Origin of the sequence: Pectobacterium sp. PL64 (assembly GCF_022477975.1) — a bacterium.
Lineage (GTDB): Bacteria > Pseudomonadota > Gammaproteobacteria > Enterobacterales > Enterobacteriaceae > Pectobacterium > Pectobacterium jejuense.
Genome location: NZ_CP092070.1, coordinates 3,144,712 through 3,170,855 on the forward strand (window position 1 = coordinate 3,144,712; position 26,144 = coordinate 3,170,855).

At 49.7% G+C, this 26,144-nt stretch carries 23 protein-coding genes, 2 tRNA genes and 1 pseudogene; 8 read left to right on the forward strand and 18 right to left on the reverse strand.

Annotated elements, in window-relative coordinates:
• Positions 1–60 precede the first annotated feature (60 nt).
• A complete protein-coding gene (locus HP572_RS14090) occupies positions 61–2,313 on the forward strand; it encodes a type I secretion system permease/ATPase (RefSeq protein WP_205549312.1) in 2,253 nt (750 codons plus the stop codon).
• Positions 2,300–3,661 (forward strand): HlyD family type I secretion periplasmic adaptor subunit, encoded by a 1,362-nt coding sequence (locus HP572_RS14095; RefSeq protein WP_240583547.1) that lies wholly within the window; start codon positions 2,300–2,302, stop codon positions 3,659–3,661. The genes HP572_RS14090 and HP572_RS14095 overlap by 14 nt, the downstream gene beginning before the upstream one ends.
• A 41-nt stretch (positions 3,662–3,702) precedes the next feature.
• On the opposite strand, the gene HP572_RS14100 is transcribed toward HP572_RS14095, so the two are convergent.
• Together HP572_RS14100 and pdeH are read right to left on the reverse strand one after the other, a co-directional pair.
• On the reverse strand, positions 3,703–5,217 hold the full coding sequence (locus HP572_RS14100) for a bifunctional diguanylate cyclase/phosphodiesterase (protein WP_119874238.1): 1,515 nt from the start codon (positions 5,215–5,217) through the stop codon (positions 3,703–3,705).
• A 787-nt stretch (positions 5,218–6,004) separates the two neighbouring features.
• Positions 6,005–6,796, reverse strand: a complete 792-nt coding sequence (gene pdeH, locus HP572_RS14105; RefSeq protein WP_139294560.1) for a cyclic-guanylate-specific phosphodiesterase — start codon at positions 6,794–6,796, stop codon at positions 6,005–6,007.
• 470 nt (positions 6,797–7,266) lie between these two features.
• On the opposite strand from pdeH, the pseudogene HP572_RS14110 reads away from it, so the two are divergent.
• Positions 7,267–7,528: pseudogene (locus tag HP572_RS14110) on the forward strand (YfhL family 4Fe-4S dicluster ferredoxin).
• Positions 7,529–7,546: 18 nt separating this feature from the next.
• Here the strand turns inward: HP572_RS14110 and acpS are convergent.
• The 7 genes from acpS to lepA form a co-directional block, all read right to left on the reverse strand.
• Positions 7,547–7,927: a holo-ACP synthase gene (acpS, locus tag HP572_RS14115; protein WP_010280454.1), complete on the reverse strand. Its 381-nt coding sequence runs from the start codon at positions 7,925–7,927 to the stop codon at positions 7,547–7,549.
• Positions 7,927–8,658, reverse strand: coding sequence for a pyridoxine 5'-phosphate synthase (gene pdxJ, locus HP572_RS14120; protein WP_205549316.1), 732 nt, complete (start codon positions 8,656–8,658; stop codon positions 7,927–7,929). The genes acpS and pdxJ overlap by 1 nt, the downstream gene beginning before the upstream one ends.
• Positions 8,659–8,738: 80 nt before the next feature.
• On the reverse strand, positions 8,739–9,476 hold the full coding sequence (recO, locus tag HP572_RS14125; RefSeq protein ID WP_240583548.1) for a DNA repair protein RecO: 738 nt from the start codon (positions 9,474–9,476) through the stop codon (positions 8,739–8,741).
• Positions 9,477–9,487: 11 nt separating this feature from the next.
• Positions 9,488–10,357, reverse strand: a complete 870-nt coding sequence (gene era / locus HP572_RS14130) for a GTPase Era (RefSeq protein WP_240585759.1) — start codon at positions 10,355–10,357, stop codon at positions 9,488–9,490.
• A 33-nt stretch (positions 10,358–10,390) separates the two neighbouring features.
• Positions 10,391–11,071, reverse strand: a complete 681-nt coding sequence (gene rnc, locus HP572_RS14135) for a ribonuclease III (protein WP_010280465.1) — start codon at positions 11,069–11,071, stop codon at positions 10,391–10,393.
• 307 nt (positions 11,072–11,378) lie between these two features.
• Complete coding sequence (gene lepB / locus HP572_RS14140; RefSeq protein WP_205549320.1) at positions 11,379–12,344, reverse strand: signal peptidase I; 966 nt, start codon at positions 12,342–12,344, stop codon at positions 11,379–11,381.
• Positions 12,345–12,360: 16 nt separating this feature from the next.
• On the reverse strand, positions 12,361–14,160 hold the full coding sequence (gene lepA, locus HP572_RS14145; protein WP_010280468.1) for a translation elongation factor 4: 1,800 nt from the start codon (positions 14,158–14,160) through the stop codon (positions 12,361–12,363).
• On the opposite strand from lepA, the gene HP572_RS14150 reads away from it, so the two are divergent.
• On the forward strand, positions 14,152–14,364 hold the full coding sequence (locus HP572_RS14150; protein WP_039284410.1) for a hypothetical protein: 213 nt from the start codon (positions 14,152–14,154) through the stop codon (positions 14,362–14,364). The two genes, lepA and HP572_RS14150, sit on opposite strands and share 9 nt — an antisense overlap.
• Before the next feature lie 93 nt (positions 14,365–14,457).
• Here the strand turns inward: HP572_RS14150 and rseC are convergent, their stop codons facing one another.
• Genes rseC through rpoE form a run of 4 tightly spaced genes read right to left on the reverse strand, consistent with a single transcriptional unit; the run spans position 14,458 to position 17,151 of the window.
• Positions 14,458–14,910, reverse strand: a complete 453-nt coding sequence (gene rseC, locus HP572_RS14155; RefSeq protein WP_010302503.1) for a SoxR-reducing system protein RseC — start codon at positions 14,908–14,910, stop codon at positions 14,458–14,460.
• Positions 14,907–15,869 (reverse strand): sigma-E factor regulatory protein RseB, encoded by a 963-nt coding sequence (gene rseB, locus HP572_RS14160; protein ID WP_240583549.1) that lies wholly within the window; start codon positions 15,867–15,869, stop codon positions 14,907–14,909. The genes rseC and rseB overlap by 4 nt, the downstream gene beginning before the upstream one ends.
• Complete coding sequence (gene rseA / locus HP572_RS14165) at positions 15,869–16,516, reverse strand: anti-sigma-E factor RseA (RefSeq protein ID WP_205549324.1); 648 nt, start codon at positions 16,514–16,516, stop codon at positions 15,869–15,871. Before rseA ends, rseB begins: the two co-directional genes overlap by 1 nt.
• Before the next feature lie 59 nt (positions 16,517–16,575).
• Positions 16,576–17,151, reverse strand: a complete 576-nt coding sequence (gene rpoE / locus HP572_RS14170; RefSeq protein WP_005973561.1) for an RNA polymerase sigma factor RpoE — start codon at positions 17,149–17,151, stop codon at positions 16,576–16,578.
• A 408-nt stretch (positions 17,152–17,559) separates the two neighbouring features.
• Here rpoE and nadB point away from each other — a divergent pair, with 408 nt between their 5' ends.
• Positions 17,560–19,161 carry an L-aspartate oxidase gene (gene nadB / locus HP572_RS14175; RefSeq protein ID WP_240583550.1) on the forward strand — a complete coding sequence of 534 codons (1,602 nt, stop codon included), beginning with the start codon at positions 17,560–17,562 and terminating at the stop codon, positions 19,159–19,161.
• A 57-nt stretch (positions 19,162–19,218) separates the two neighbouring features.
• On the opposite strand, the gene HP572_RS14180 is transcribed toward nadB, so the two are convergent.
• Positions 19,219–19,965 carry a tRNA1(Val) (adenine(37)-N6)-methyltransferase gene (locus HP572_RS14180; protein WP_240583551.1) on the reverse strand — a complete coding sequence of 249 codons (747 nt, stop codon included), beginning with the start codon at positions 19,963–19,965 and terminating at the stop codon, positions 19,219–19,221.
• A 134-nt stretch (positions 19,966–20,099) separates the two neighbouring features.
• Between HP572_RS14180 and srmB the strand changes: the two genes are divergently transcribed.
• Positions 20,100–21,425, forward strand: coding sequence for an ATP-dependent RNA helicase SrmB (gene srmB, locus HP572_RS14185; RefSeq protein WP_240583552.1), 1,326 nt, complete (start codon positions 20,100–20,102; stop codon positions 21,423–21,425).
• A 208-nt stretch (positions 21,426–21,633) separates the two neighbouring features.
• Here the strand turns inward: srmB and grcA are convergent, their stop codons facing one another.
• Entirely contained in the window at positions 21,634–22,017 is a 384-nt protein-coding gene (gene grcA / locus HP572_RS14190) for an autonomous glycyl radical cofactor GrcA (RefSeq protein WP_048257768.1), read from the reverse strand.
• Between the two features lie 375 nt (positions 22,018–22,392).
• Here grcA and ung point away from each other — a divergent pair, with 375 nt between their 5' ends.
• The gene (gene ung, locus HP572_RS14195; RefSeq protein ID WP_240585760.1) at positions 22,393–23,079 is read left to right on the forward strand and encodes a uracil-DNA glycosylase; all 687 of its coding nucleotides are present in this window, start codon (positions 22,393–22,395) and stop codon (positions 23,077–23,079) included.
• A 187-nt stretch (positions 23,080–23,266) separates the two neighbouring features.
• Here the strand turns inward: ung and HP572_RS14200 are convergent.
• Together HP572_RS14200 and HP572_RS14205 are read right to left on the reverse strand one after the other, a co-directional pair.
• Positions 23,267–23,342: transfer RNA gene (locus tag HP572_RS14200), tRNA-Ala, on the reverse strand.
• 47 nt (positions 23,343–23,389) lie between these two features.
• Positions 23,390–23,465, reverse strand: a tRNA-Ala gene (locus HP572_RS14205).
• 265 nt (positions 23,466–23,730) lie between these two features.
• Here HP572_RS14205 and HP572_RS14210 point away from each other — a divergent pair.
• Positions 23,731–24,600, forward strand: coding sequence for an alpha/beta hydrolase (locus tag HP572_RS14210; protein ID WP_240583553.1), 870 nt, complete (start codon positions 23,731–23,733; stop codon positions 24,598–24,600).
• Positions 24,601–24,669: 69 nt separating this feature from the next.
• On the opposite strand, the gene gltX is transcribed toward HP572_RS14210, so the two are convergent.
• Complete coding sequence (gene gltX / locus HP572_RS14215; RefSeq protein ID WP_240583554.1) at positions 24,670–26,085, reverse strand: glutamate--tRNA ligase; 1,416 nt, start codon at positions 26,083–26,085, stop codon at positions 24,670–24,672.
• Positions 26,086–26,144: the final 59 nt, after the last annotated feature.

Here is a 26,144-nt window from a genome sequence, read left to right on the forward strand (position 1 = left end):
CGGCGATAAATTGTGGTTTATATGCGGGGAATTACGTTGCGTAAGGGAACGTTCAGTTAAATGAAGTTGCAATCAGTACAAGAGACGGATGGTTCTGATAAATCAGTTGCCCAGGAGTCTATCGTCCAAGAGCCTGTGGGCCATGAACCGCATAACGTTCATGAAAAACAAGGGGGTCATGAAAATAGTGACCCTCGCAGCCGTCATGACGATCCCTTATTGGATAGCTTGCTAATCCTCTGCACCTTGCAGGGGAAATCCGTCAGTCGTACCACACTCACCGCGGGGCTCCCCTTAGCCAACCAGCGGTTATCGGTAAAATTGCTCCCAAGAGCCGCTGCACGCGCGGGGTTGCAAGGACGCGTTCTCAAACGTTCTCTGAATAAAATTTCCGAAATGTCGCTCCCCGCGATGTTGCTGTTACGGGAAGGACGTGCGGCGATTCTGTTAGGCTGGAACGCTGACGGCAGCGCGCGTCTGATGCCCAGTGAAACAGAAGGCGGAGAAATTTCCGTTGAGCACAATACGCTGCAACAGAATTACCTCGGTCTGGTGATGTTTGCCCAGCCTCGTCATCAGTTCGATCTGCAAAACCCGTCGCTGATCCCCCGAACCAAATCCTGGTTCAAAGATACGCTTAAACTTTCACGCTCACTCTATCTCGATGCCGTCCTCGCCAGTTTGCTGGTGAACATTATTGCGCTTGCCACGCCGCTGTTCGTGATGAATGTCTATGACCGCGTTGTGCCCAATCAGGCAACGGCGACATTATGGGTGCTGGCTATCGGCGTTACCGGCGCGTTTGTTTTCGATTTGATACTCAAAACGCTGCGCGGCATTTGCCTCGATATGGCGGGCAAAAAAACCGACCTGATTATTTCCGCCACGTTATTTGAGCGCATTACCGGTATGTCGATGAAGGCTCGACCTCCACGGGTCGGTAGCTTTGCGCAGAATATTCATGAATTTCAATCACTCAGAGATTTCCTGTCGTCACTAACGCTGACGACGCTGATCGATTTTCCTTTTACGCTGCTTCTGCTGCTGGTTATCGGCATCATCGGCGGCCCGCTGGTCTGGGTTTCCATACTGGCCTACCCTATCGCCCTGCTGGCGAGCTGGGCGATGCAAAAGCCGCTGTCCGCCACCATTGAAAAAACGATGCATCTTGCCAGTGAACGGCAGGCTACGCTGATCGAAACCTTGAGCTGTCTGGACGCAATCAAGGTCAATAATGCGGAAAGTGAACGTCAGCACCAGTGGGAACAGACGATTGGCAGCCTGAGCAAGCTGGAAATGCGAGCCAAGGCACTGTCTTCACTGGCGGTAAACCTGACGCAGTGGTTCCAGCAATTTGCCGGCGTTGCCATGATTGTCGTCGGCGTCTATATGCTGATTAACGGCAAACTCAGTATGGGGGGGCTGATTGCCTGTTACATGCTGAACGGCAGAGCGCTCATGCCGTTGGGCCAGCTTTCTGGACTGGTCAGCCGTTACCAGCAGGCGCGTTTGACGATGCAAACCACCGAACAGATGATGCAGTTGCCGCAAGAGCGTAGCGATAACGAACGCCCGCTGAAGCGCGAGAGCATCCGGGGCGGTATCGAATTTCGTGATGTGACGTTTAATTACCCGGAACAAAAAACCAGTTCGCTGCAAGGCATTAGCCTGACTATCGCACCCGGCGAGAAAGTGGGCGTCATCGGCCGCAGCGGCTCAGGCAAAAGTTCGCTGCAAAAACTGATCGTAAACCTCTATCAGCCTAATACCGGTAATATTCTGATCGACGGCGTCGATGCCCGTCAGTTGGATGTCAGTGATTTACGCCACAATATCGGCTATGTTCCTCAGGATATTCAGCTATTTAGTGGCTCGCTGCGCAATAACCTGATTAGCGGCGCACGCTATGTAGAAGACGAAGCCATGTTGCGAGCCGCAGAAATTTCAGGGGTCAACGAATTTGCACGCCTGCACCCCGATGGCTACAACCTTCAGGTGGGTGAACGCGGCCAACAACTCTCCGGCGGGCAGCGTCAGGCTGTCGCAATAGCCAGAGCGCTGCTGCTCGACCCGCCGATTCTGGTGCTGGATGAACCCACCAGTTCGATGGATAACACCAGCGAGGATCGGTTAAAACAAGCCCTGGCACCCGTGATTGCAGAGAAAACGCTCTTACTGGTCACGCATCGGGTTTCCATGCTGGCACTAGTCGATCGTTTAGTGATTGTCGACAGAGGTAAAATTATTGCTGATGGGCCGAAAGCCATCGTGATGGATGCGTTGAAGAAGGGGCAGATCAATGCGTCTCGGTAAATATATCAAACGAATCAAACGGTATTTTGTCGGCGGAGATGAAGAGAGCCTGCAAACAATGCCAGAAGTGAGCCGAGCAATGGCCGAGGATTCGCCACGTTCTATTCGCTTTACACTGTGGGCCATCGGTGCTTTTTTCCTGTTTTTCATCCTGTGGGCCGGGCTCGCAAATATCGATGAAGTCACTCGCGGTGATGGTAAAGCCATCCCCTCTTCCCGGCTGCAAAAAATCCAAAACCTGGAAGGCGGCATTATCACGGAAGTGTTCATTCGTGAGGGACAAGTCGTCAATGCAGGCGATCCTTTGCTGCGCCTTGATGATACCCGCTTTGCCTCCAACGTCGGTGAAACCGAAGCTGACCGGCTTGCGCTGCTGTCGCGAATTGAACGCCTGAACGCCGAAATAAACGGTCAAGAGCTCGTGCTTTCCGAAGAAATCACGACGCAAGCGCCTAAAATCGCGGCAGGAGAAAAAGAGCTTTATAACAGCCGCCGCCAGCAACTGCATAATGAGATATCCGGTCTGGAAGAACAGTTAATCCAGCGCCAGCAGGAACTGCGGGATTTCTCAGCCAAGGAGATTCAGTTCCGCAACAGCCTTGGCCTACTCCAGCAAGAAATTAAAATGTCAGAACCGCTGATCGCAGAAGGCGCGATTTCTAAAGTAGAAGTTCTACGCCTGCGCCGCGCTGAAGTTGAAACCCGTGGCCAGCTTGATTCCATTAAGCTCTCTATTCCGCGGGCGGAGTCTGCGATTAAAGAGAGTGAGAATAAAATAGAGGAAACGCGCAGCCGCTATAAAAGCGAGGCGTTATCTCAGCTTAGTGAAGCACAAACCAGCCTGAATAAAATTGAAGCCACAGGTAAAGCGCTCGAAGATCGGGTAAACCGAACGCTGGTCGTCTCCCCGGTTCGCGGTATCGTGCAGCAGGTTCTGGTAAATACCATCGGGGGAGTGATTCAACCGGGTAGCGATCTGGTGGAAATTGTTCCGCTAGATGACAAGCTGTTGGTAGAAGCTAAAATTCGCCCTCAGGATATTGCGTTTTTACACCCCGACCAGGACGCCATCATAAAATTAACGGCCTACGACTACACCATCTATGGTGGTCTAAAAGGTCAGTTGGAACAAATCAGCCCGGACACCGTCACTGATAAAGAAGGGAATAGCTTTTATATTATTCGCTTACGGACTGATAAAAATTATTTAGGTTCAGCCGATAAACCACTTCTTATCATTCCTGGCATGGTGGCCTCTGTGGATATCATCACGGGCAAGAAAACGATCCTCAGCTATTTGTTAAAGCCGATTATTCGGGCAAAAGCAGAAGCACTACGAGAAAGATAATAAAAAAGGCGCCCAACAGAGCGCCTTTTTTATTTCATTTATCAATGATCGTTCATGTTGTGATAAATCTGAGTTTGACTGCGCCCCATGGCTTTAGCTTGATACATGGCGGAATCAGCATTAATTGCCAGCGTCAGAGAATCGGAGCCGTGTTCTGGATACAGCGCAATACCGATACTGCACGATATATCCAGCTTTTTCCCGTTGATCTCAAAAGGTTTATTCAAGGCATTATGGATTTTATCTGCAACATAGAGTGTATTATCAATTTCCTTAATACCCTGAAGCAGAATAATAAATTCATCACCACTACGGCGATAGACCGTATCAGAATCCCGAACCGCACCACGCATACGCGCAGCCGCTTCTTTTAATAGCAAATCGCCAACAGCATGCCCAAACGAGTCGTTTATCTGTTTAAATTTATCGAGATCCAGGAACATCAGCGCGATTTTTCTACCCGTTTGTTTGGATAGCAGAATTGCCTGTTCCATTTGTTCGGCAAACGTCAGGCCATTAGCCAGTGAGGTTAATGAATCATAGTGCGCCAGTTGCCGATAGTGTTCCTCGCTGCGCCGCAGCATATCAATGGCATGATATCGTTCTATGGCGATCGCAATCAGCTGCGCCGACTTCTCGATAGAGAAAATTTCCTCTTCAGTCGGGACATACACTTTACGATGATAAACGCTTAAAACCCCTAGTATTTCTTTGTTCTGACCAATGATAGGTTCAGACCAGCAGGAACGCAGCCCGGCATATAATGCGAGCCCTTTATATAAAGACCAATGCGGATGCACGGAAATATCATCCGCGATTACGCGTTTTCCGGTGTGGGCCGCGGTACCAAAAGAAGCCACACCATCGGCAATTTTCACGTTGTGAATGGCATTTTTATAAAAACCTGGCAAGCTCGGCGCCGAGCCCAGCGTCAAACATTTCTTTTCTTTATCAACGAGCAATACAGAACAAACGATACGTCCAGGATTTTTTTCCTCAACGCTGAAAATGATCGCATCCAGGATGTCTTTCAGCGGCGCGCCGCTTGATAACAGCTCCAACGCACGATTGTATGAATTATCATGATGTTCCTGCGATTTCCGCTCGGTAATATCTAACTTAATGCCGACGTACTGGGTCGTGTTACTCGCCTTATTATATATTTTAACGATATTGGCCTTTTCCCAATACAACTGCCCATCTTTACGCCGGTTAACAAACTCACCGCTCCAAACATTACCTTTATTTATGGTAGCCCACAGATCTTCATAGACGCTGGCGTTGGTCATGCCGGAGTTTAATATATTCGTTTTTTTGCCAATAACTTCATCCGGCATATAGCCAGACATGGTAATAAACTGGCGATTGACGTAAATAATTTCACAATTCTCATCTGCGATCATAATTGAGGCAGGGCTATATTCCATCGCAAAAAAAGTCATGTTGAGGAAGTCTTGTTTTTTCTGCTCAGTTTTAAACTTTTGTTTAATTTTTCTATTTTTCACAGAAGAAAACAATAACAATAGCAACAGTAGGGTTATTATAATTTCATACACAATAACACTCTCCTCAGGCCCGAGTGGTCCTGATCGTACAAATCACAACGCTGATGACGAAAAATCCCGGTAACAAGCCCCTACCCCGTAGATTTTCAGGATGGGTGCATTTCCGGAGAGCAGAAAGGATGAAAGAAAAAACGCTCCATGAAGCAGGAGTGTTTAGAAACATAGCAACGTAAGCATAAAGCCCTCGCATATGACTGTGCGCAGATAAAAACAACAAATTCAAAAGAGTATCTTAATTTAATAGTAGTAATTGTTCGGGTTATAAGCTTCTCTAATGGAATAAAAGAATATTCCTAAGGGTACATGGCGATATATTCTGAACATCAAATTTTTGTAAGCAAATCAATTATACCAATAAGTATCATTGTTTTAATCAACAAAATCTATCACAAAGTGATTTTTGATCGTTAACAGTAAACATTATATTTTTTTACCATTAAAAATCAAATAATTAAAAGAAAAAAATAAAATCATTAACGCAAACGTCTGATTATATATGTCATAATTTGATGCAAAATCCGTAGTCCTCCTCCCTCTTATTTTATTGAAATTAAACACTGCCATAACAAATAAAACAAGAATTAAATAACAAAAATAAAACAAAATACAGCATTATGCCTTGCGAATCAGAAGGGAAAGGCAGCTCGTCAGATAGGCGATATTTTGCACAGGGATGAAATATTAGGAAATATAATGAATTAATATGAAGGAAAAACGTGGATGGGCATACAGCGGTACTCTACTGTGTAAAGTGATAGCCTAAACAACAGGTTATCACCTAAAGTTCAAGCTTCAACGTCTCAAAATTCTCAAACGGCTGAGGGCGCGAGAGGTAGTATCCTTGGGCAGCATAAGCATGCGATGCCTGAACAATTGCCCACTCTTCCTTTGTTTCGATCCCCTCAATGACCACATAATTGCAAAAACGCGATAGCAAAGCGATCAGCGCAGGGAAAACGGTTTTCCCTTCACCACTTTGTTGCAGAAGAATGAAGAGCTCACGTGCCACTTTGATGCAATCATACTGAGCCAGCATGAGTGATGAAAAATTCGCCATACCGCAGCCGAAATCATCCAGCCACAGTGTTTGCGCTTCAGGGAGCTTGGTTAAGATTTCTTTTGGCAGCCCTCCCTGATTTTCGACCATTTCAAAACGAATCCAGGGCATTGCCGCGATCAGACGTTTGGCTTCCAGACTATTTTGCAACGCGAGTAGCGTCATACCATCAATATTGACAGAGGCAAAAAGATCGTCGCGAGTAAATCGAAAACTCCACTGAGATAAAAGTTGCAGTTGTTCTACAATAATTAACAGACGGGTTTCAACATCGATATTCGCGAAGTATTTTTCAGGAGAGATGAACTTTTGTGGCAGGGTAGGAGAAAAAACGGAAGTCAGTAGCTCAATAGCCATTAATTTACCTGATGTTCGGTAAATGGGCTGAAAAGTATACCGCCGTTGGCATTGGTGCCAGTAATCAGCGCCTAATGGCTCTGCGTCCCCCTGTTGGAAAAATCCTGCCCCAACCTGATTAAGATGACCTTCCTGCTGCACTATGAGTTCCGCCATTAAACTGACACTATTAGTTATAAAATTATATCATACGGACATGCACCGTCATCGACTCTCCAGATGCAAACTTCATCGGCAATACCGATTAAATCAATGTCCATGATATTACAAAAATAAGTGGTTCAATATCACAACTAAATTTATTTAAATTGTAAATCAATAAATTAAAACCCAAGAAACACAGTCGCACTGGCTGATTCATACAGTTTAAAGGATGGGTATAAAACCAATTTAACGAACAGGTGGTAATTTTACCCTGTAACCTCACTATTTATGCTGCCAATGGGTTGCATGCTGAAGACCTCAGAAAACACGCGAAAGTCTCAGTAAACAGCCTCGGAAGAAAGACACATTGAGGACAGGAGAAACCGATTTGCCAGTATATTCTTCATGAATGACAGTTACGCGTGTTTAAACGAGCATCAACGGGTATAATCTGCGCCCTGTTTGTAAGGTAGAAGAACATCATGGCGTTACTCATCACCCATAAATGCATCAACTGTGACATGTGTGAGCCCGAGTGTCCTAATCAGGCTATTTCCATGGGCATGGACATTTATGAAATTGACACCACCCTCTGTACCGAGATGCGTAGGCCACTACGACACCCCTACGTGTCAGAAAGTCTGTCCGATCGACAACACGATCATCAAAGATCCAAACCATGTTGAAGGCAATGAGCAGTTGTGGGAAAAATACGTGCTCATGCACCATGCCGACAGGATTTAAGCATCCGTTTACGGACGATCAGCTTTCAATAATCACCGTCGCACAGGCATAGCGTCTTTCGTCAGCCAGCGTCACATGGACGTGTCTGACGCCCATCTGTTCAGCCAGCTCTGCCGCTTTAGCAAAAAACCGCAGGCAAGGTTTACCCAGTTCGTCATTAAAAACCTCAAACTGGTTGAACGCGAGCCCGTTACGGATTCCGGTACCAAAGGCTTTTGCTGCGGCTTCTTTCACGGCAAAGCGCTTGGCGAGGAAACGAACAGGCTGCTGATGCTGCTGATAATGCATCCATTCGGCATCCGTCAGAATGCGGCGAGCCAATCGCTCGCCTGAACGTTCAATCACCGCGTCAATACGGGCGATTTCGACAATATCCGTTCCGAGCCCAAGAATCGCCATCAGCGGCGCGCTTCTCGCATCAGATTCTTCATTTCGGCAACGGCATCCTTCAGGCCGCTCATCACCGCACGCCCGATAATCGCATGCCCAATATTCAATTCGTGCATTTCTGGCAAGGCGGCAATCGGCAGAACGTTGTGGTACGTCAGACCATGTCCGGCATTGACTTTAAGCCCCTTCGCCGCAGCGTAAGTCGCTGCATCACGAATGCGCTCGAACTCATGTTGGCGTGCATCGTCATCTGGCGCATCGGCATACGCCCCGGTATGGATTTCGATATAAGGTGCACCGCTAGCTACGGCAGCATCAATTTGCCGCTTATCCGCATCAATGAAGAGTGAAACCAGGATGTTAGCCTGGCTAAGTCTGGCTACTGCGTTATCGATCTTTTCCTGCTGCCCTGCGACATCCAGCCCGCCCTCAGTTGTCACTTCCTGGCGTTTTTCCGGTACCAGACAGCAAAAATGCGGCTTCACTTCGCAGGCGATGTTCAGCATTTCTTCCGTGACAGCCATTTCCAGATTCATACGGGTTTGGAGCGTTTCTCTCAGGATCCGCACATCACGATCCGTGATATGGCGACGATCTTCACGCAAATGCACGGTGATGCCATCCGCCCCCGCCTGCTCAGCGACAAAAGCCGCCTGAACGGGATCGGGATACGCCGTTCCACGCGCATTACGCAGCGTTGCAATGTGATCGATGTTAACGCCAAGCAGCAGTTCAGCCATGATAAATCCTCGGTAAAGTCATGCACGATACGTGGCAGTTTACACCGATGTCACAGCGTCAGGGTACTGAGGAGGCGGGATTATTTATCAGAAGATGCGGGTTTGGACAAATTAGCAGCAGGAACAAACTGGCGGAACAGTTCACGACTTTTCAGCGGTTTTCCGCCCAGATACGGCTTTAACGCGATACGGGTGAAACGCTTTGCCGCCTTCAATGTGCCGACATCAGGAAATTCACGCGACGCCAGCGAACGTAATTCATGCCCGGTAAAACTTTTATTATCGACAACCAGGCTGGCAATAAATCCCCTTTCCTCTCGATACTGATAAGTCATGGTATCGGCCACGGGCTCACCGCTACCGGCACAATGCAGGAAATCAACGCCGTATCCCAGATAGCCCAATAGCGCTAATTCAAAGCGTCTTAATGCTGGCTCGGGAGAGGCATCCTGTGCAGCAAGATGCTGTAAACAGTGGAGATAATCGAAGAAAAGAGCGGAGTAATTGGTTTCATGTTCCAGCACGCGAGACAGCAGTTCGTTAACGTATAAACCGCTATAAAGCATCGAGCCAGTCAGTGGTAGCGCGAGCGAGACAGGCTCAGCGCTGCGTAATGTTTTCACTTCTCCCCGCCCACTCCAGCGCACCAGCAGCGGAGTGAAAGGCTGTAAACAGCCTTTCAGGCTAGAGCGTCGGGCTCGCGCGCCTTTGGCAAGCACGCGAACTCGACCATCGCTTTCGCTAAACAGATCCAGCAATAAGCTGGTTTCGCTATAAGGTCGCCCATGCAAGACAAATGAGCGCTGCCAGCCTTCCATCGGCGTGAACCTTACAGGTCTTCGCTATAACCCAGGCTGCGCAGGGCACGTTCGTCATCTGCCCAACCGGATTTCACTTTGACCCACAGCTCAAGGTGCACCTTGGCTTCGAACATCTCTTCCATATCTTGACGAGATTCAATACCAATGGTTTTAATTTTGGCACCTTTGTTGCCAATGACCATCTTCTTCTGGCCTTCACGCTCAACCAGAATCAGGCCGTTGATGTCATAACCGCCGCGCTCGTTCGTCACGAAACGCTCGATTTCAACCGTCACGGAATACGGCAATTCTTCACCCAGGAAGCGCATCAGTTTTTCACGGATAATTTCCGACGCCATAAAGCGCTGTGAGCGATCGGTGATGTAATCTTCCGGGAAGTGGTGCGTTGCCTGCGGTAAGTGTTTGCGCACAATGCTGGCAATCGTATCGACATTCGTGCCCTTCTCAGCCGAGATTGGAACAACATCAAGGAAGTCCATCTGTTGGCTAAGGAACTGGATATGCGGCAGCAGCTTGGTTTTATCCGTGACGTTATCGACTTTATTGATCGCCAATAGCACAGGGAGTTTCTGATCGCGCAGCTTGTTCAATACCATCTCATCGTCGTCGTTCCAGTGTGTACCTTCAACAACGAAAATGATCAGCTCAACGTCACCGATTGAACTGCTGGCAGCACGGTTCATCAGGCGGTTAATCGCCCGTTTTTCTTCAATGTGCAATCCCGGCGTATCCACATAAATAGCCTGATAAGGCCCTTCAGTGTGAATACCCATGATGCGGTGCCGCGTCGTCTGGGGCTTACGTGACGTAATAGAAATCTTCTGCCCCAGTAATTGATTCAGTAACGTCGATTTACCGACGTTTGGTCGACCAACAATCGCGACAAAACCGCAGTGTGTCTGTACTTCGGCTCATTCAAGCTCCAGTTTTTTCAACGCTTGTTCAGCCGCAGCCTGTTCGGCTTTACGACGGCTCGATCCTGTACCAATGACCGACTCGCTAAAGCCGCTCACCTGACAGTGGATAGTAAATTCCTGATCGTGTGCTTCCCCACGAACCTGCACCACCAGATAGGTCGGTAGAGGTAAGTGACGCCCTTGCAGAAATTCCTGCAACCGCGTTTTCGGATCTTTTTGCTTATCGCCGGGACTGATTTCATCCAGACGCGTCTGATACCAGTTCAGGATCAAACGTTCGATGGTCTGAATATCGCTGTCGAGGAAAATACCGCCAATCAGCGCTTCGACCGTATCAGCCAGGATCGATTCTCGACGGAAACCACCGCTCTTTAATTCACCGGGACCGAGGCGTAAGCACTCCCCCAGTTCGAATTCACGCGCGATTTCCGCCAGCGTATTTCCTCGCACCAGCGTCGCTCGCATCCGACTCATGTCCCCTTCATCAACCTTGGGAAAACGATGATACAGTGCATTAGCGATCACAAAACTCAGGATGGAGTCACCCAGGAATTCGAGTCTTTCATTATGTTTGCTGCTGGCGCTACGGTGCGTCAACGCCTGTAACAAAAGCTCGTACTGCTGAAAAGTATAGCCCAGCTTTCTTTGTAAACGATTTATCAGGATGGGATTCATGTGTTACCAATAGATCAACGATGCGTCAAAAACAGCAGCATACGGAACAGCCCTGCTTACCAATTCGGTCAAAACTGTTTCGTTTGCATTGGCTCCCATAAGGGAGCCTGCCTTTCTGCCCGTCATACTTCGCGTTGCCTGTGCGTTAGCGTGATTAAAACGCTAACGTGTTGTCCTGCAACTCGTACTACTTAGGGCATGTTCTTTCAAAAAGAGCGTTACAGAAAATATTCTACAACGGACAGCATCAGAATGCTGCCTGTATCTTATTTCGGTTAATGCTTACCTGGATTAATGCTTACCTTGATTAGTGGATAGCACCGATGCGACTCAAACGTACACCGGTAGGCCATTCACCTTCCTGCTTCTCAAAGCTCATCCAGATAGCGGTGGCTTTACCGACCAGATTTCTCTCTGGTACAAAGCCCCAATAGCGGCTATCGAGACTGTTGTCGCGGTTATCGCCCATCATGAAGTAGTGCCCTGCAGGGACAACCCATGTCGCAAGCTGCTGCTGCGATTGCTGGTAATAACCACCAAGCTGATCCTGCTGGCCCGGTACCAAGAGAATATTATGCGTTACATTGCCTAATGACTCTTTGCGCGCGCCCATACGGGTGCCTTCCACGCTGTTGTCATTGACAGGTACCTCATAAAAACCGCTACGCGACTCCAGTCCTGGCTGGTTGAAGGTCTGAACAAAATCGCTAGGCTGCACGTTACTGTATGTGACCGCCAGTGCGGTATTACACGCCTGCTGCCCCTGACAGGATGGACGAATCGTCACCTGCTTGGTGATCGGATTATAGCTCACGCGATCGCCCGGTACGCCAACCACGCGTTTGATGAAGTCTACCTTAGGATCGGATGGATATTTAAATACCACCACGTCGCCACGCTTCGGATGACCGGTTTCGATCAGCGTTTTTTGCGTGAAGGGTTCTTTAATACCGTAAGCAAATTTCTCTACCAGAATAAAATCACCGATCAACAGCGTCGGCATCATCGAACCCGATGGAATTTGAAACGGCTCATAAATGAAGGAGCGCACAACCAATACCAAGGCCACGACCGGGAAAACGGACGCTATCGTCTCAATCCAACCTGGTTGTTGAATCGCTTTCGATGAAACCGCGCCGTCAGCCAGATCGGCGCCGCTCATCGCAGCAAATTTCTTCCGGCGAGCGGGTGCCCAGACGAAACGCTCTAAACACCAGACAATCCCCGTGACCAGCGTCACCAATGCCAGAATTACGGCAAACATATTGGCCATGCCAACTCCTCAGAATTTATTTACTGTCTTTGCCGACGTGCAGAATTGCCAGAAACGCCTCTTGCGGCAGTTCGACGTTACCGACCTGCTTCATACGTTTCTTACCATCTTTCTGTTTCTGCAACAGTTTCTTCTTACGGCTGACGTCGCCACCATAACACTTGGCCAGTACGTTTTTACGCAATTGCTTAACCGTAGAGCGCGCAATAATGTGGTTACCAATTGCGGCCTGAATCGCGATATCAAACTGCTGACGTGGAATCAGTTCTTTCATCTTTTCGACGAATTCACGGCCACGATATTGTGAATTATCACGGTGAGTAATCAGAGCCAATGCATCAACACGTTCGTTGTTGATTAATACATCAACGCGCACCATGTCTGATGCCTGGAAACGCTTGAAGCCATAATCCAGCGAGGCATAACCACGAGACGTTGATTTCAGGCGATCGAAGAAATCGAGTACCACTTCGGCCATCGGGATCTCATACGTCAACGCAACCTGATTACCGTGGTACACCATGTTCGTCTGCACGCCACGTTTCTCAATACACAGTGTAATAACGTTACCCAAATATTCCTGAGGCATCAGCATGTGACACTCGGCAATCGGTTCGCGCAGTTCCTGAATATTGTTCAGCGGCGGCAGTTTAGACGGGCTATCAACATAAATGGTTTCTTTAGCCGTAGTTTCTACTTCATACACTACCGTCGGAGCCGTAGTGATCAGCTCCAGATCGTACTCACGCTCCAGACGCTCCTGAATGATCTCCATGTGCAGCAGACCCAGGAAGCCACAGCGGAAACCAAAGCCCAACGCGGTAGAACTTTCTGGTTCATAGAACAGCGAGGCATCATTGAGGCTCAGTTTGCCTAACGCATCACGGAATGCTTCATAGTCGTCGGAGCTAATCGGGAACAGGCCAGCGTAGACCTGAGGTTTGACTTTCTTGAAGCCCGGTAACGCTTTTTCAGCCGGATGACGCGCCAGAGTCAGCGTATCCCCTACTGGGGCACCCAAAATATCTTTGATGGCGCACACCAACCAGCCTACTTCGCCGCAGTTCAATACGTCGCGGTCGATCTGCTTCGGCGTAAAAATACCGAGACGGTCGGCGTTATAAACCTGCCCCGTGCTCATCACCTTAATTTTATCGCCTTTACGCATCGTGCCGTTTTTGATACGTACCAGCGACACAACGCCAAGGTAGTTATCAAACCAGGAATCGATAATCAGCGCCTGCAGCGGTTCATCAGGGCTGCCTTCCGGCGGCGGAATATCACGTACCAGACGCTCCAAAACATCCGGCACACCAATCCCCGTTTTTGCAGAGCAGCGCACAGCATCGGTGGCATCAATGCCGACGATGTCTTCAATTTCCTGAGCAACACGATCCGGATCGGCAGCAGGCAGGTCGATCTTATTCAGAACCGGCACCACTTCCAGATTCATATCCAGCGCGGTATAGCAGTTAGCCAGCGTTTGAGCTTCAACACCCTGCCCAGCGTCAACGACAAGCAGCGCGCCTTCACAGGCGGCGAGCGAACGGGAAACTTCATAAGAGAAGTCAACGTGCCCAGGCGTATCGATGAAGTTTAACTGGTAGGTTTGGCCGTCCTGCGCTTTATAATCCAGCGTGACGCTTTGCGCTTTAATCGTTATTCCGCGTTCACGTTCCAGATCCATGGAATCCAGAACCTGCGCAGCCATTTCACGCTCGGTTAAACCGCCGCAAATCTGGATAATACGGTCAGATAACGTTGATTTACCGTGGTCGATATGGGCAATAATGGAGAAATTTCGTATATGCTTCATTATAAAAATTTTTCTACCTTGATATTCCTGAAATTCTTGCCGATGGGCATGCGCATAGGTGAAAACAGCAGCGATGTTATTCCACCTGAATCGCAGCATTCTACATGCGAGAGGCGTGAAAACCTAGTCATGTCCGGTGCATTCCCCTTGATTATGACGGTTTTATTTGGAATAGCAGAACAACAAGAGGAAAGCAGGAAGTAAAGTGTCATTACGTGGCAAACATCGATGTCGAAAGATAACAAACCAGTAAGCAATGTTTCCGCACCGCGCGCCGTTTACGCTCAGGTAAACAGATCAATTTTGTAAGAGAGTGCCCGGCAGTGCGATTTGCAGGATAACGGGCTCATAACGCTTATTTTTACCCAACTGCTTCGCCCAGCGCTTCACGCCGATAAACGCCACGCCACCGCCTAGCAGCGCGCCAATAACAGCGGCCAGATCGGTGCCGAATAACGTTTGGCAGATCGCCGCACCGAGCAGTAGCCCAACCAGCGGAACGAAATAAACCAGAGCAGCGGAGAACAGCAGTCGCCCCTCAGAAATGCCCAATTCAACCTTTTGTCCCACTTCTAAAGGCCGATCGTAAGGAACGTACAGCGTATTTTCAGCAGAGAGCCCAAGCTGACTTAATAAACCGGTTCCACACGACGAGCGGGATTTACAGGTGCCGCAGCCCGAACTTGGCTCACACCGCAGCTCTGCGATGCCATCCTGCCATGACACGACTGTTGCCCACTCTTTAATCACGGTTGCGCCTTCAAAATAATGCTGTCAGCCACGCGTTTCGCCGTAGAAGGCGGAATATCGCCAACGACGGTAATCTCTCGGTTGCTTTTCATGACAGTGTGAATAGAGCGCCGCCCCGTGAGCACAGATTGTTCCTCGCTCACGTCAGAAGACGGGCTAATGTTAATCGAAAAGCTGAATAAGCCATCGCTATACAGACGTGTTTCAATCGGAATGGACGAACCTGGCAATACCTTTTTGTTGTGCGACAGCTCTTTCATCCCGGCAGGCAGCCATTCCGGCACCCAGGTAAAATCACCTTTTTCCGCAGCAGGCGCGGGTAGTGCAGGAGGAAGTTTGATCCCTTCCAGCGGACGCATCACGTTCACCACATCATCGTCAACAATCAGTGATGTCGTTAAGAATTGCTCGAGCCGTTTATCGCCATTGCGATCCTGTAAATCAATGCGCAGTGGAAGTTTCGAGTCCGCATCAATCCACACCGTATAGCTGTAGCGTGTACCATCGCGTGAGATAACCCGAATGCCCGATGCCAGGCGATCGGCAATACGCACCCGCCCATCAGCGGGAACAAAATCATAATAGGGCGAGAGTTTCTGGAAATCAGCGAACACCAGAGAAGGGAGAGAGTCAACGATATGGTCGCTGGTGAGCGTAAATGGCTCAAAACCAGGATCGAAATAGCTGACTTCATTACCACGCTGCACGATCTCGCGTCGCGGCCCGTCCATAAACAGCAACTGCGCCAAGGCACGGTTGTTCACCACAGCATGGCGATACCGTACCGACTCGAACCCTTGCAGGGTAATGTTAATAAAGGAAATTTCGTAATTCTGAGAACGAATAGCGGCATTCATCTGTTGCAGCAACGCTCCCGGCTCAACATTCTGAGCCGGGGCGAAAGTAGAATAAAACAGACTGCCAATCAGAAAACAGGCGGCGGACCAAACACGCTTCATTACCGGGGCTGTGTTCCTAATGATTGAGTACCGGGAACTTGAATTGCCGCTTGCTGATCGTCCTGCGGCAGAGCGTGCTCGGCATGCAGCCGGCGCTGTAATTCGTAGTCCTGCAAAATGGCGTTAAGGCGATTGCGCTGCATATCGGATTTCTGTTGACCGCTGTTAGGGGCAACATTTTCTGACGGCACGCCCAGACTCACTGGAGAGGCGGTGCCCATTGCGGGTAAGGTGCTGAACACGCCGGATTCCACAACATGTTCAGAAGCATTACCCTGCTGGTAATTTTGTACGCCGACAATCACCGCTAAAGAGACGCAGGCGGCCACACCGACTTGCGTCAGCTGGCTGCCCCACGGGCGGATTTTGTGCCAGAAAGGCATCTTCGTCCACTCGACAGGTTGTGGCTGAGATTCAGGCTGCGCTTGTGGAACCAGACGAACAGGTTCTTTTTCGATTGCAGCGGCAACACGAGAAGCGATGTCCAGGTGAATCACGTTTTCACTCACATCACCACGCATCACATCACGAATCAGATGATAACTTTGCCAACTTTGCTGCAACGCGTCATCCCGAGACAGTGAACCTAACAGTTCGGAATCTACTGCTTCGCCATCCATTAAAGCGGAAAGTTTCTCTTTCTGCATACCGACACCCTTACCTTGTCAAATCCATCATTAGTCATGCGGATAGCTGAAAACGCTCGCTAGCGCTGAATAAGCGGTTGTACTTTATTATCAATCGCTTCCCGCGCCCGGAAAATACGAGAACGAACAGTGCCGACGGGACAATCCATAATCACGGCGATCTCTTCGTAGCTTAAACCGTCCAACTCACGCAGCGTAATCGCTAAACGCAAATCTTCCGGTAAAGACTCAATAGTGCGGAAAACAATGCTTCGTAATTCCTCTGACAACATTAAATTCTCAGGGTTCGATATTTCTTTCAGTGCACCCGCATTTTCATAGTTTTCCGCGTCATTGGCATCAATGTCGCTGGAGGGCGGGCGGCGTCCCTGAGCTACCAGATAATTCTTGGCCGTATTCACAGCGATACGATACAGCCACGTATAAAACGCGCTATCGCCGCGGAATGATTCTAACGCGCGATAGGCTTTAATAAACGATTCCTGAACCACGTCCGGCACGTCCCCTTGGGGAACATACCGCGATACCAGGCTCGCTACCTTATGCTGATAACGAACGACCAACAAGTTAAACGATTTTTGATCGCCTTTTTGGACTCGCTCGACCAGAACCTGATCTGCCAGTTGCTCGCTCATCCGAGGTAATCTCTACTCAAACCGTTCTCCACGCGTAAAATAGTACTGCCAGCTATATAAGTCATATTTAGAGCAAGCTCCTCATTAGAACCAAGACATCCAATAAAGTTCCGAGTCATCATTTTTCTTTTGCTTAGCGCCGTTACTCGTCTTTACGATGCGTATCATGACGCATTCTCTTCATCACACATTGTCTTTATCAAACATTGTCTTCATCAAAAATGGTCTTCATCTGAGGCTCTGCGCTTCTCCGAGGATGATACGATAAATCTGGGGTATGCGCACGATTCAGCATGCCCTACTCTTCGCTTATTTATAGCGTAGAAATGGGGCTAAAAACCAATACAGCAATCAACCATTGGGTGCTACCATCGGATTTCCTCTTCTTTTTGCACCCACGACACGACCATGCAAACGACCACTGAATACGTCTGTGATGTTTTAATCATTGGCAGCGGTGCCGCCGGGCTTTCACTGGCGCTGCGTCTGGCTTCACAAGCCAACGTGACGGTATTAAGCAAAGGCCCACTCAACGAAGGCGCAACGTTTTATGCTCAGGGCGGCATCGCCGCCGTTTTCGATGAAACGGACACGATTGACTCCCATATCGAAGATACCCTGATCGCTGGCGATGGCCTGTGCGAACGGGAAGCCGTTGAGTTTATCGCCAGCAATGCCAAACACTGCGTGCAATGGCTGATCGAACAAGGCGTGCTGTTCGATACCGAAACCAGCACCAGCGGCGAAGAACGTTATCATCTCACGCGGGAAGGCGGGCACAGCCATCGTCGAATTCTGCACGCGGCGGATGCAACGGGCAAAGAAGTGGAAAACACTTTGGTGCAGAAAGCGCTATCTCATCCGAATATTCGGATTATGGAACGCTGCAACGCCGTCGATTTGATTACCTCGAATAAGCTGGGTCTGCCCGGCACACGCCGCATTATCGGTGCCTATATATGGAACCGTGAACGGGAACGCGTAGAATCCTGCCGGGCGAAAACGGTGGTTCTGGCGACTGGCGGCGCATCCAAAGTGTATCAATACACCACGAATCCCGATATTTCCTCTGGTGATGGCATCGCTATGGCCTGGCGTGCGGGTTGCCGCGTGGCAAATCTGGAGTTCAACCAGTTTCACCCGACCTGCCTGTTCCACCCACAGGCACGAAACTTCCTGCTAACGGAAGCGCTGCGCGGTGAAGGCGCGTACCTTAAACGTCCTGACGGCACACGTTTTATGCCCGATTTCGACGAAAGAGGCGAACTGGCTCCGCGCGACGTCGTCGCCCGGGCGATTGACCATGAGATGAAACGGCTTGGCGCAGACTGTATGTATCTCGATATCAGCCACAAGCCCGAAGCATTCATCAAACAGCACTTCCCCACCATCGATGAAAAGCTCCAGTCTCTCGGTATCGATCTGACGCGTGAGCCGATACCGATCGTACCCGCGGCACACTACACGTGCGGCGGCGTGCTGGTCGATCAGCATGGTCGCACCGATCTTGACGGCCTGTATGCGATTGGCGAAGTCAGTTACACCGGATTGCATGGCGCAAACCGCATGGCCTCCAACTCATTACTTGAATGTCTGGTTTACGGCTGGTCAGCCGCTGAGGACATTTTGCAGCGCTTACCGCAAATCAAAGCAGTGAAAAAATTACCGGATTGGGATGAAAGCCAGGTCGACAACTCCGACGAACAGGTGGTGATCCAGCATAACTGGCACGAGTTGCGCCTGTTTATGTGGGACTACGTTGGGATCGTGCGAACGACTAAGCGACTGGAGCGGGCACAACGCCGCATCCAACTGCTTCAGCAGGAAATCAATGAGTACTACGCCCACTTCCGTATTTCCAACAATTTGCTGGAGCTGCGTAATCTGGTGCAGGTCGCCGAACTCATCGTCCGCTGTGCGCTGGAAAGAAAAGAAAGCCGCGGACTACATTACACACTGGACTACCCAGAGCAGTTCGAGACCCCGACCCCCACCATTCTGGTGCCGTAACGCATAGAAAAGTCGTTCGCTTAGAAAAGGCAGACGCCGCTACAAGGCGTCTGCCTTCTACATAAAGAGATAAAAATCTTTTGTCAGCCGCTGGAAATCCGTCGAATAGCGCCTTTCTGCATCACGAATGGCCAATGAGGAACTCAGACATTCCCTTTCCTGACGAGACAGCGCCAGCAAAACGCGATGCGCAGGTTTCTCTTCCTGCTCCGATACGTGCAGTTGCTGGTGAACGTGCCAATGGTGCTGCTGCGCCAGTGGAATAAAGCTCTCCGCAACCTGAACCGGCAGCACCACGCAGAAAAGCCCTTCAGGCATCAGCAGTTGATGGGCACAACGCAACAGCGCTTCATGAGTTAACAGCGTGGTATAGCGAGCCTGATCGCGCTGAACCGATCCGCACGCGATCCCCGGCTGGAAATAAGGCGGATTACTGATAATCAACGAATAGTCGGCGGCTCGCGTATCAGCAAAACTGACAATATCCTCAGCATACACCGTGATTCTGTCAGCCCATGGCGAGGCGGCAACGTTTTCTTTCGCCTGATCGCTGGCGGCGCTATCCAGTTCGACGGCATCAATCTGAACATGCGGTTCAGAACGTTGCGCCAGCATTAGCGCGAGAAGACCGGAGCCGCTGCCGATATCTAGAATCCGCGTGGCTGAAGACACCGGCGTCCAGGCACCCAGCAAAATGCCATCGGTCCCCACCTTCATGGCACAGCGATCGTGCGCCACAAAGCATTGCTTGAAGGTAAATCCATCCCGACGCAGTGTCAGTTTATTATCAGCCTGATGACTCATGAAAATAAGATTCCAAACGCAAACCGCAGTAGCATAGGTGAAACATCAGTACAGGAAAAGTGCCGATGTCTGCTTAAACAGGTGAAGAAACCGGCCAATCCGTCTATAATCGGCGCCCCAAATAGAGGTAGACCATGACTGTAACCAATTTTTCCGAGCTTGATCTTGATGAAAGCCTGTTAGACGCCCTGCGCGACATGGGCTACGAGCGCCCGACCGTGATTCAGGCTGAGGCGATCCCTCCGGCGATGGAAGGCCGCGACGTACTGGGCTCCGCGCCAACAGGAACAGGTAAAACCGCCGCCTATCTGCTGCCGGTTTTGCAGCATCTTATCGATTTCCCTCGTAAAAAATCGGGTCCACCTCGTATTCTGATCCTCACGCCAACCCGTGAACTCGCCATGCAGGTGGCCGATCAGGCGCGCGCGTTTGCAGCGCATACGCACCTGGATATCGCCACGATCACCGGCGGCGTGGCCTACATGAACCACGCAGAAGTCTTCAGTGAAAATCAGGATATCGTCGTCGCGACGACGGGCCGTCTGCTGCAATACATTAAAGAAGAAAACTTCGACTGCCGCGCGGTAGAAACGCTGATTCTGGATGAAGCAGACAGAATGCTGGACATGGGCTTCGCTCAGGATATTGAACACATCGCCGGAGAAACCCGCTGGCGCAAGCAAACGCTGCTGTTTTCTGCGACGCTGGAAGGGGACGCGATCAAAGATTTCGCCGAGCGCCTGCTCAACGATCCCGTTGAAATCGAATCCGATCCATCGCGTCGGGAACGTAAAAAAATTCTGCAATGGTATTACCGCGCTGACGATCTCAAACACAAAACGGCGCTGCTCTGCCACCAGTTAAAACAGCCGGACGTGACGCGTTCTATCGTCTTTGTACGCAAGCGTGAGCGTGTGCATGAGCTGGTTGCCTGGCTGCGTGAAGCGGGCATTAACTCCTGCTATCTCGAAGGCGAAATGGTGCAGGCCAAACGTAATGAGGCGATCAAACGTCTGAGCGACGGGCGCGTCAACGTGCTAGTGGCAACTGATATCGCGGCACGCGGTATTGATATTAACGATGTCAGCCACGTATTTAACTTCGATTTGCCGCGCACATCGGACACCTATCTACACCGTATCGGCCGTACTGGTCGCGCCGGTCGTAAAGGCTGTGCTATCTCTTTCGTCGAAGCGCACGACCATCTGCTTCTGGGAAAAATCAGTCGCTACTTGAATGAACCGCTAAAACCGCGCGTCATTGAAGAACTCCGCCCAGTGACTAAAGCACCAAGCGCCAAAACGACGGGAAAACCGTCGAAAAAAGTGCTGGCTAAGCGACAAGAGAAAAAAGAGAAGGAAAAAGAAAAAGTTAAGGTAAAAGTTCGTCATCGCGATGCTAAAAATATTGGTAAGCGTCGTCAACCAACGCAGAAAACCGACGAACCCTCTGCCGAATAACAGTGTCGATATAAGACGTTATATACACTAAATAATTCGAGTTTCAGGAAGGCGGCAAGCGAGTGAATCCCGATGAGCTTACTCAAGTAAGTGATTCGGGTGAGTGAACGCAGCCAACGCACATGCAACTTGAAGTATGACGGGTATAAAATAGAGATGTAAAAAAGGGAGCCTCGGCTCCCTTTTTTGTTAAGACTTGAGTAACAAATTACAGGCTTGCGGTAAAAGTACGAGCGATAACGTCGCGCTGCTGTTCTGGCGTCAGTGAGTTGAAACGCACAGCGTAGCCAGATACACGGATAGTCAGCTGCGGATAGTTTTCCGGATGTTTAACGGCATCTTCCAGCGTCTCACGGCGCAGAACGTTTACGTTCAGGTGTTGACCGCCTTCCACACGCACTTCAGGTTTGATTTCCAGCGGAATTTCACGATACTCGATCTGACCCAGTTCGCTCACTGGAACGATTTGATCTTCGCTATAACCCGATTTAGCACACACGCAACGCGCCTGTGATTTTTCTTCATCCAGCAACCAGAAAGAATTGATCAGCGCGCTGTCGTTAGCCTTGGTGATTTGAATACCAGTAACCATAATTGCCTCCGTAAAACGGCGTGTTATTGTCTTAGTTAAAACTGATTTAGTTAACATCGTTATCGGTAAAAATTGACGAATTTCGTAACGATCGTATAAAACCGTTTGTATCTGCCCTCTTATATACCAGCCTGATAGCTGGACATCCTTGACTTAAATCAATTTTAAAACCTCATCACTTAACTGCATGAAGGCAATTTATTGTTTTATATCAATTTTACCAAGACACTAAATTGCAAATATTTTTGTAAATTTTCAATTTTTTTTCAAAAAAAGGCGTTTTCATTACGACAACAACGGTTACGGTTTTACCTCTGCACGATAGATCGGTAAGCTACCCGCAACACCATTCAACCTGTAAAAAAAGAGTGCATGATGGCGACCTCTCTCACCTGGCATGACGTGCTGGCCCAAGAAAAGCAGCAGCCTTACTTCATTAATACCCTTGAATTCGTTGGGAAAGAGCGTGCAGCGGGTAAGACTATCTATCCTCCGCAGAAGGATGTTTTCAACGCGTTCCGCTTTACCGAACTGCATCAGGTCAAAGTCGTCATTCTGGGACAAGATCCCTATCACGGCCCAAATCAGGCGCACGGACTGTCATTCTCGGTACGTCCGGGCGTACCCGCTCCGCCTTCTCTGGGTAATATTTATAAAGAATTGGCGAGCGACATCCCTGGGTTTGAAATTCCACGGCATGGTTTTCTACAAAGCTGGGCGGAGCAAGGCGTTTTGCTGCTCAACACAGTATTAACCGTTGAAGCCGGACAGGCGCACTCGCATGCTAATTTAGGCTGGGAAACGTTTACTGACCGCGTCATCACGGCATTGAATGAACAGCGGGAAGGTCTGGTCTTTCTCCTGTGGGGCTCGCATGCACAGAAAAAAGGCAACATCATTGATCAGCAGCGCCACCATGTTCTGAAATCGCCGCACCCTTCCCCACTGTCCGCACACCGCGGTTTCTTGGGCTGTAAGCATTTTTCGCAGGCTAATCAGCTTTTGGAACAGCAGGGGCTGTCGCCCATAGACTGGACGCCAAGGCTCCCAGAAGAGGCTTAATCGATAACGGTTTGGTTGTCTTCAAAAACGAAGGCAGCCAACTGTCGTTTACAAAGAATGGTTTACAAAGAATCCCTTACAAATAATGAGTTACAAGGAATCGAAAAGTATTAAGCAAACGAAAGACGTTGATTGAATACGGATGAATCGAAAAAAACGGAATGAAATAAGAAGTAATGCGATGATTTGGTGGAGCTAAGCGGGATCGAACCGCTGACCTCTTGCATGCCATGCAAGCGCTCTCCCAGCTGAGCTATAGCCCCACAACGTGTGGAATGTTCATGATAATCAACCAAACAGAGGGAGTGTTTGGTGGAGCTAAGCGGGATCGAACCGCTGACCTCTTGCATGCCATGCAAGCGCTCTCCCAGCTGAGCTATAGCCCCGTATCTTACAGCATCACCGTGAAAGTAAGTACTGTGCGAACGCGTCGCATAATATGAAACCCGATTCGCAGTGTCAACGGCTAAATCCGGTTATCCGATTAACCGCTGAAAAAGACGCCAAAGGTAAGAAAAAACAGGCGGCAATTTCGATGTCATATCATTATTCGCACAATAAAAAGCTGCTAACGATAACGCGATTTATTATCATCGATTCACGTTACGCTTCTGCCTCCTATATAAGCCCCATCACATGCGCTATGTTCCTATGATTGTATTTTCTCTGATGGTATCTGCTTCTGGCCTGTTGCCTGTTCGAGCACAACCCACTATTCCTGATATGACCGAACAAGCAAAAGCTCAATTTGAGATCAGGCAAGTTGAGATGAAAAGCGATGCACAGCATGCCTATCGGCTTTTCATCGCACTTCCCCGCCAACCGGCACCTGAAGGTGGTTACCCAGTTCTGTACATGCTGGATGGCAACGCTCAGTTTCCCGTTGCCGTAAACCGCTATAACGCCAAAAATGGTGCGGCACCGTTGATTGTCGCCGTCGGTTATCCGATCGATAAGCCTTACGATGTCCCTGCCAGAACACGTGACTACACGCCGCCGACAACGCTCACCGACCCAGATTTTGCCGCAGGCGGCGAAGCCGAAGCGTTTTATCAATTCCTACAGTCCAAGGTAAAACCCTGGGTTGAAGCGAACTACGCCGTGAATAAGCAAAAACAAACGCTGGCTGGTCACTCTTTCGGCGGTCTGTTTACGCTCTATACGCTTTTTAACCACACTGAATCTTTCCAGCGCTATGTTGCTGCAAGCCCGTCTATCTGGTGGGGAAATGGCGTTGTGATTCCGGCAAGAACGCCGCTGCTCGCTACACCGCCACCATCAATTACCGTCACGGCAGGGGCAAATGAAGATGAGCCAGCCAAAACGCAGGCGGGTAAACCCGTTGATGAAAAACGGGCAGAGCGTCTCAGCCAAAGAAAAATGGTGGAAAGAGCAACAGCACTGGTCGCACAGCTCAACGAACAAGGCACAAAAGCCGACTTTATTCTGTTCCCTGGTAAAGGGCACGGCGACGTGATCCCCGATGCCATCGGTAAAGCGGTTGCTATCGCCGGTCAATAATCCCCTAAGTCATAAAATAAGAAGCCCCAGCATTTAGCCAGGGCTTCTTGTGTACTCATGCAGTAGGGATCACTGCTGCGCTTCACGCTCAGCAATGAACGCCAATGCTTTATCAATGCGCGCTAGCGAACGCTGTTGACCAATCGCATGCACAGTCACATCAACGCCCGGAGACTGACCCGCGCCGGTTACCGCAACGCGCAGCGGCATACCGACTTTACCCATGCCCTGACCCAGTTCATCCGCCGTGCCCTGAATGGCATGATGAATATTCTCCGGCGTCCAGCTTGTAATCGCTGCCAGCTTATCACGTACCAGCTCAAGCGGCTGACGGGCAACCGGACGCAGGTGTTTCTTGGCAGCATCGGCATCAAACTCAGCAAAATCTTCATAGAAATAGCGGCAAGAATCCGCCATTTCTTTCAGCGTCTTGCAACGCTCGCCCAGCAAGCCAACCAGTTCGCTCAGCTGCGGCCCGGTGCGGGTATCAATTCCAGCCTGCTCGATATGCCATGACAGATGCGTCGCCACATATTCTGCGGGTAAATGGTTAATATAGTGATGGTTCAACCATTGCAGCTTCTCAGTATTGAAAGCGCTCGCCGATTTGTTGACGGCATCCAGCGAGAACAGCGATTTCATCTCATCTATAGAGAAGATTTCCTGATCGCCAGACGACCAGCCTAAACGCACCAGATAGTTCAGCAGTGCTTCCGGCAGATAGCCGTCATCGCGGTATTGCATTACACCCACAGCGCCGTGACGCTTGGACAATTTCTTACCGTCGTCGCCCAAGATCATCGACACGTGCGCATATTCCGGCACCGGTGCGCCCAGCGCTTTCAGGATATTGATCTGGCGCGGCGTGTTGTTGATATGGTCTTCACCACGAATAACGTGCGTGATTTCCATATCCCAGTCATCGATAACGACACAGAAATTGTAGGTCGGTGAACCGTCAGTACGACGAATAATCAGGTCATCGAGCTCCTGATTGCTGAATTCGATCGGCCCGCGAATACGGTCATTGAAGATGACTGAGCCTTCCTGCGGGTTGAGGAAACGCACGACGTGCGGCTCATTATCAGCATGATGTTCGTGAGAACCACGGCAACAGCCGTCGTAACGTGGCTTATCACCATTTTCCATCTGCTGCTCGCGCAGCGCTTCCAGACGCTCTTTTGAACAGTAGCACTTATAGGCTGTGCCGTTTTCCAGCATCTGATCGATTACGGCGTTGTAGCGGTCAAAACGTTTAGTCTGGTAGTAAGGGCCTTCATCCCAGTTCAGGCTCAGCCAGTTCATACCATCCATAATGGCATCAATCGCGTCCTGAGTTGAACGCTCCAGATCGGTATCTTCAATACGCAGCACGAACTCGCCGTCATGATGACGGGCAAACAGCCAAGAATACAGTGCGGTACGAGCGCCGCCGACGTGGAGATAGCCAGTAGGGCTAGGGGCGAAACGGGTTTTGATTTTCATTTGGGATTACAGCCTTATTACGCAACGGCTGTCGGCATAGACCGACATAAGCTCAGAGA

What these genes read in the sequence shown, in the direction of transcription:
- HP572_RS14090 (WP_205549312.1), top strand. Translation starts at nt 61, where the DNA reads ATGAAGTTGCAATCAGTACAAGAGACGGATGGTTCTGATAAATCAGTT.
- HP572_RS14095 (WP_240583547.1), top strand. Translation starts at nt 2,300, where the DNA reads ATGCGTCTCGGTAAATATATCAAACGAATCAAACGGTATTTTGTCGGC.
- pdeH (WP_139294560.1), bottom strand. Translation starts at nt 6,796, where the DNA reads ATGGCGGAACTCATAGTGCAGCAGGAAGGTCATCTTAATCAGGTTGGG.
- acpS (WP_010280454.1), bottom strand. Translation starts at nt 7,927, where the DNA reads ATGGCGATTCTTGGGCTCGGAACGGATATTGTCGAAATCGCCCGTATT.
- pdxJ (WP_205549316.1), bottom strand. Translation starts at nt 8,658, where the DNA reads ATGGCTGAACTGCTGCTTGGCGTTAACATCGATCACATTGCAACGCTG.
- recO (WP_240583548.1), bottom strand. Translation starts at nt 9,476, where the DNA reads ATGGAAGGCTGGCAGCGCTCATTTGTCTTGCATGGGCGACCTTATAGC.
- rnc (WP_010280465.1), bottom strand. Translation starts at nt 11,071, where the DNA reads ATGAATCCCATCCTGATAAATCGTTTACAAAGAAAGCTGGGCTATACT.
- lepB (WP_205549320.1), bottom strand. Translation starts at nt 12,344, where the DNA reads ATGGCCAATATGTTTGCCGTAATTCTGGCATTGGTGACGCTGGTCACG.
- HP572_RS14150 (WP_039284410.1), top strand. Translation starts at nt 14,152, where the DNA reads ATGCTTCATTATAAAAATTTTTCTACCTTGATATTCCTGAAATTCTTG.
- lepA (WP_010280468.1), bottom strand. Translation starts at nt 14,160, where the DNA reads ATGAAGCATATACGAAATTTCTCCATTATTGCCCATATCGACCACGGT.
- rseB (WP_240583549.1), bottom strand. Translation starts at nt 15,869, where the DNA reads ATGAAGCGTGTTTGGTCCGCCGCCTGTTTTCTGATTGGCAGTCTGTTT.
- rseA (WP_205549324.1), bottom strand. Translation starts at nt 16,516, where the DNA reads ATGCAGAAAGAGAAACTTTCCGCTTTAATGGATGGCGAAGCAGTAGAT.
- rpoE (WP_005973561.1), bottom strand. Translation starts at nt 17,151, where the DNA reads ATGAGCGAGCAACTGGCAGATCAGGTTCTGGTCGAGCGAGTCCAAAAA.
- nadB (WP_240583550.1), top strand. Translation starts at nt 17,560, where the DNA reads ATGCAAACGACCACTGAATACGTCTGTGATGTTTTAATCATTGGCAGC.
- HP572_RS14180 (WP_240583551.1), bottom strand. Translation starts at nt 19,965, where the DNA reads ATGAGTCATCAGGCTGATAATAAACTGACACTGCGTCGGGATGGATTT.
- srmB (WP_240583552.1), top strand. Translation starts at nt 20,100, where the DNA reads ATGACTGTAACCAATTTTTCCGAGCTTGATCTTGATGAAAGCCTGTTA.
- grcA (WP_048257768.1), bottom strand. Translation starts at nt 22,017, where the DNA reads ATGGTTACTGGTATTCAAATCACCAAGGCTAACGACAGCGCGCTGATC.
- ung (WP_240585760.1), top strand. Translation starts at nt 22,393, where the DNA reads ATGGCGACCTCTCTCACCTGGCATGACGTGCTGGCCCAAGAAAAGCAG.
- HP572_RS14210 (WP_240583553.1), top strand. Translation starts at nt 23,731, where the DNA reads ATGATTGTATTTTCTCTGATGGTATCTGCTTCTGGCCTGTTGCCTGTT.
- gltX (WP_240583554.1), bottom strand. Translation starts at nt 26,085, where the DNA reads ATGAAAATCAAAACCCGTTTCGCCCCTAGCCCTACTGGCTATCTCCAC.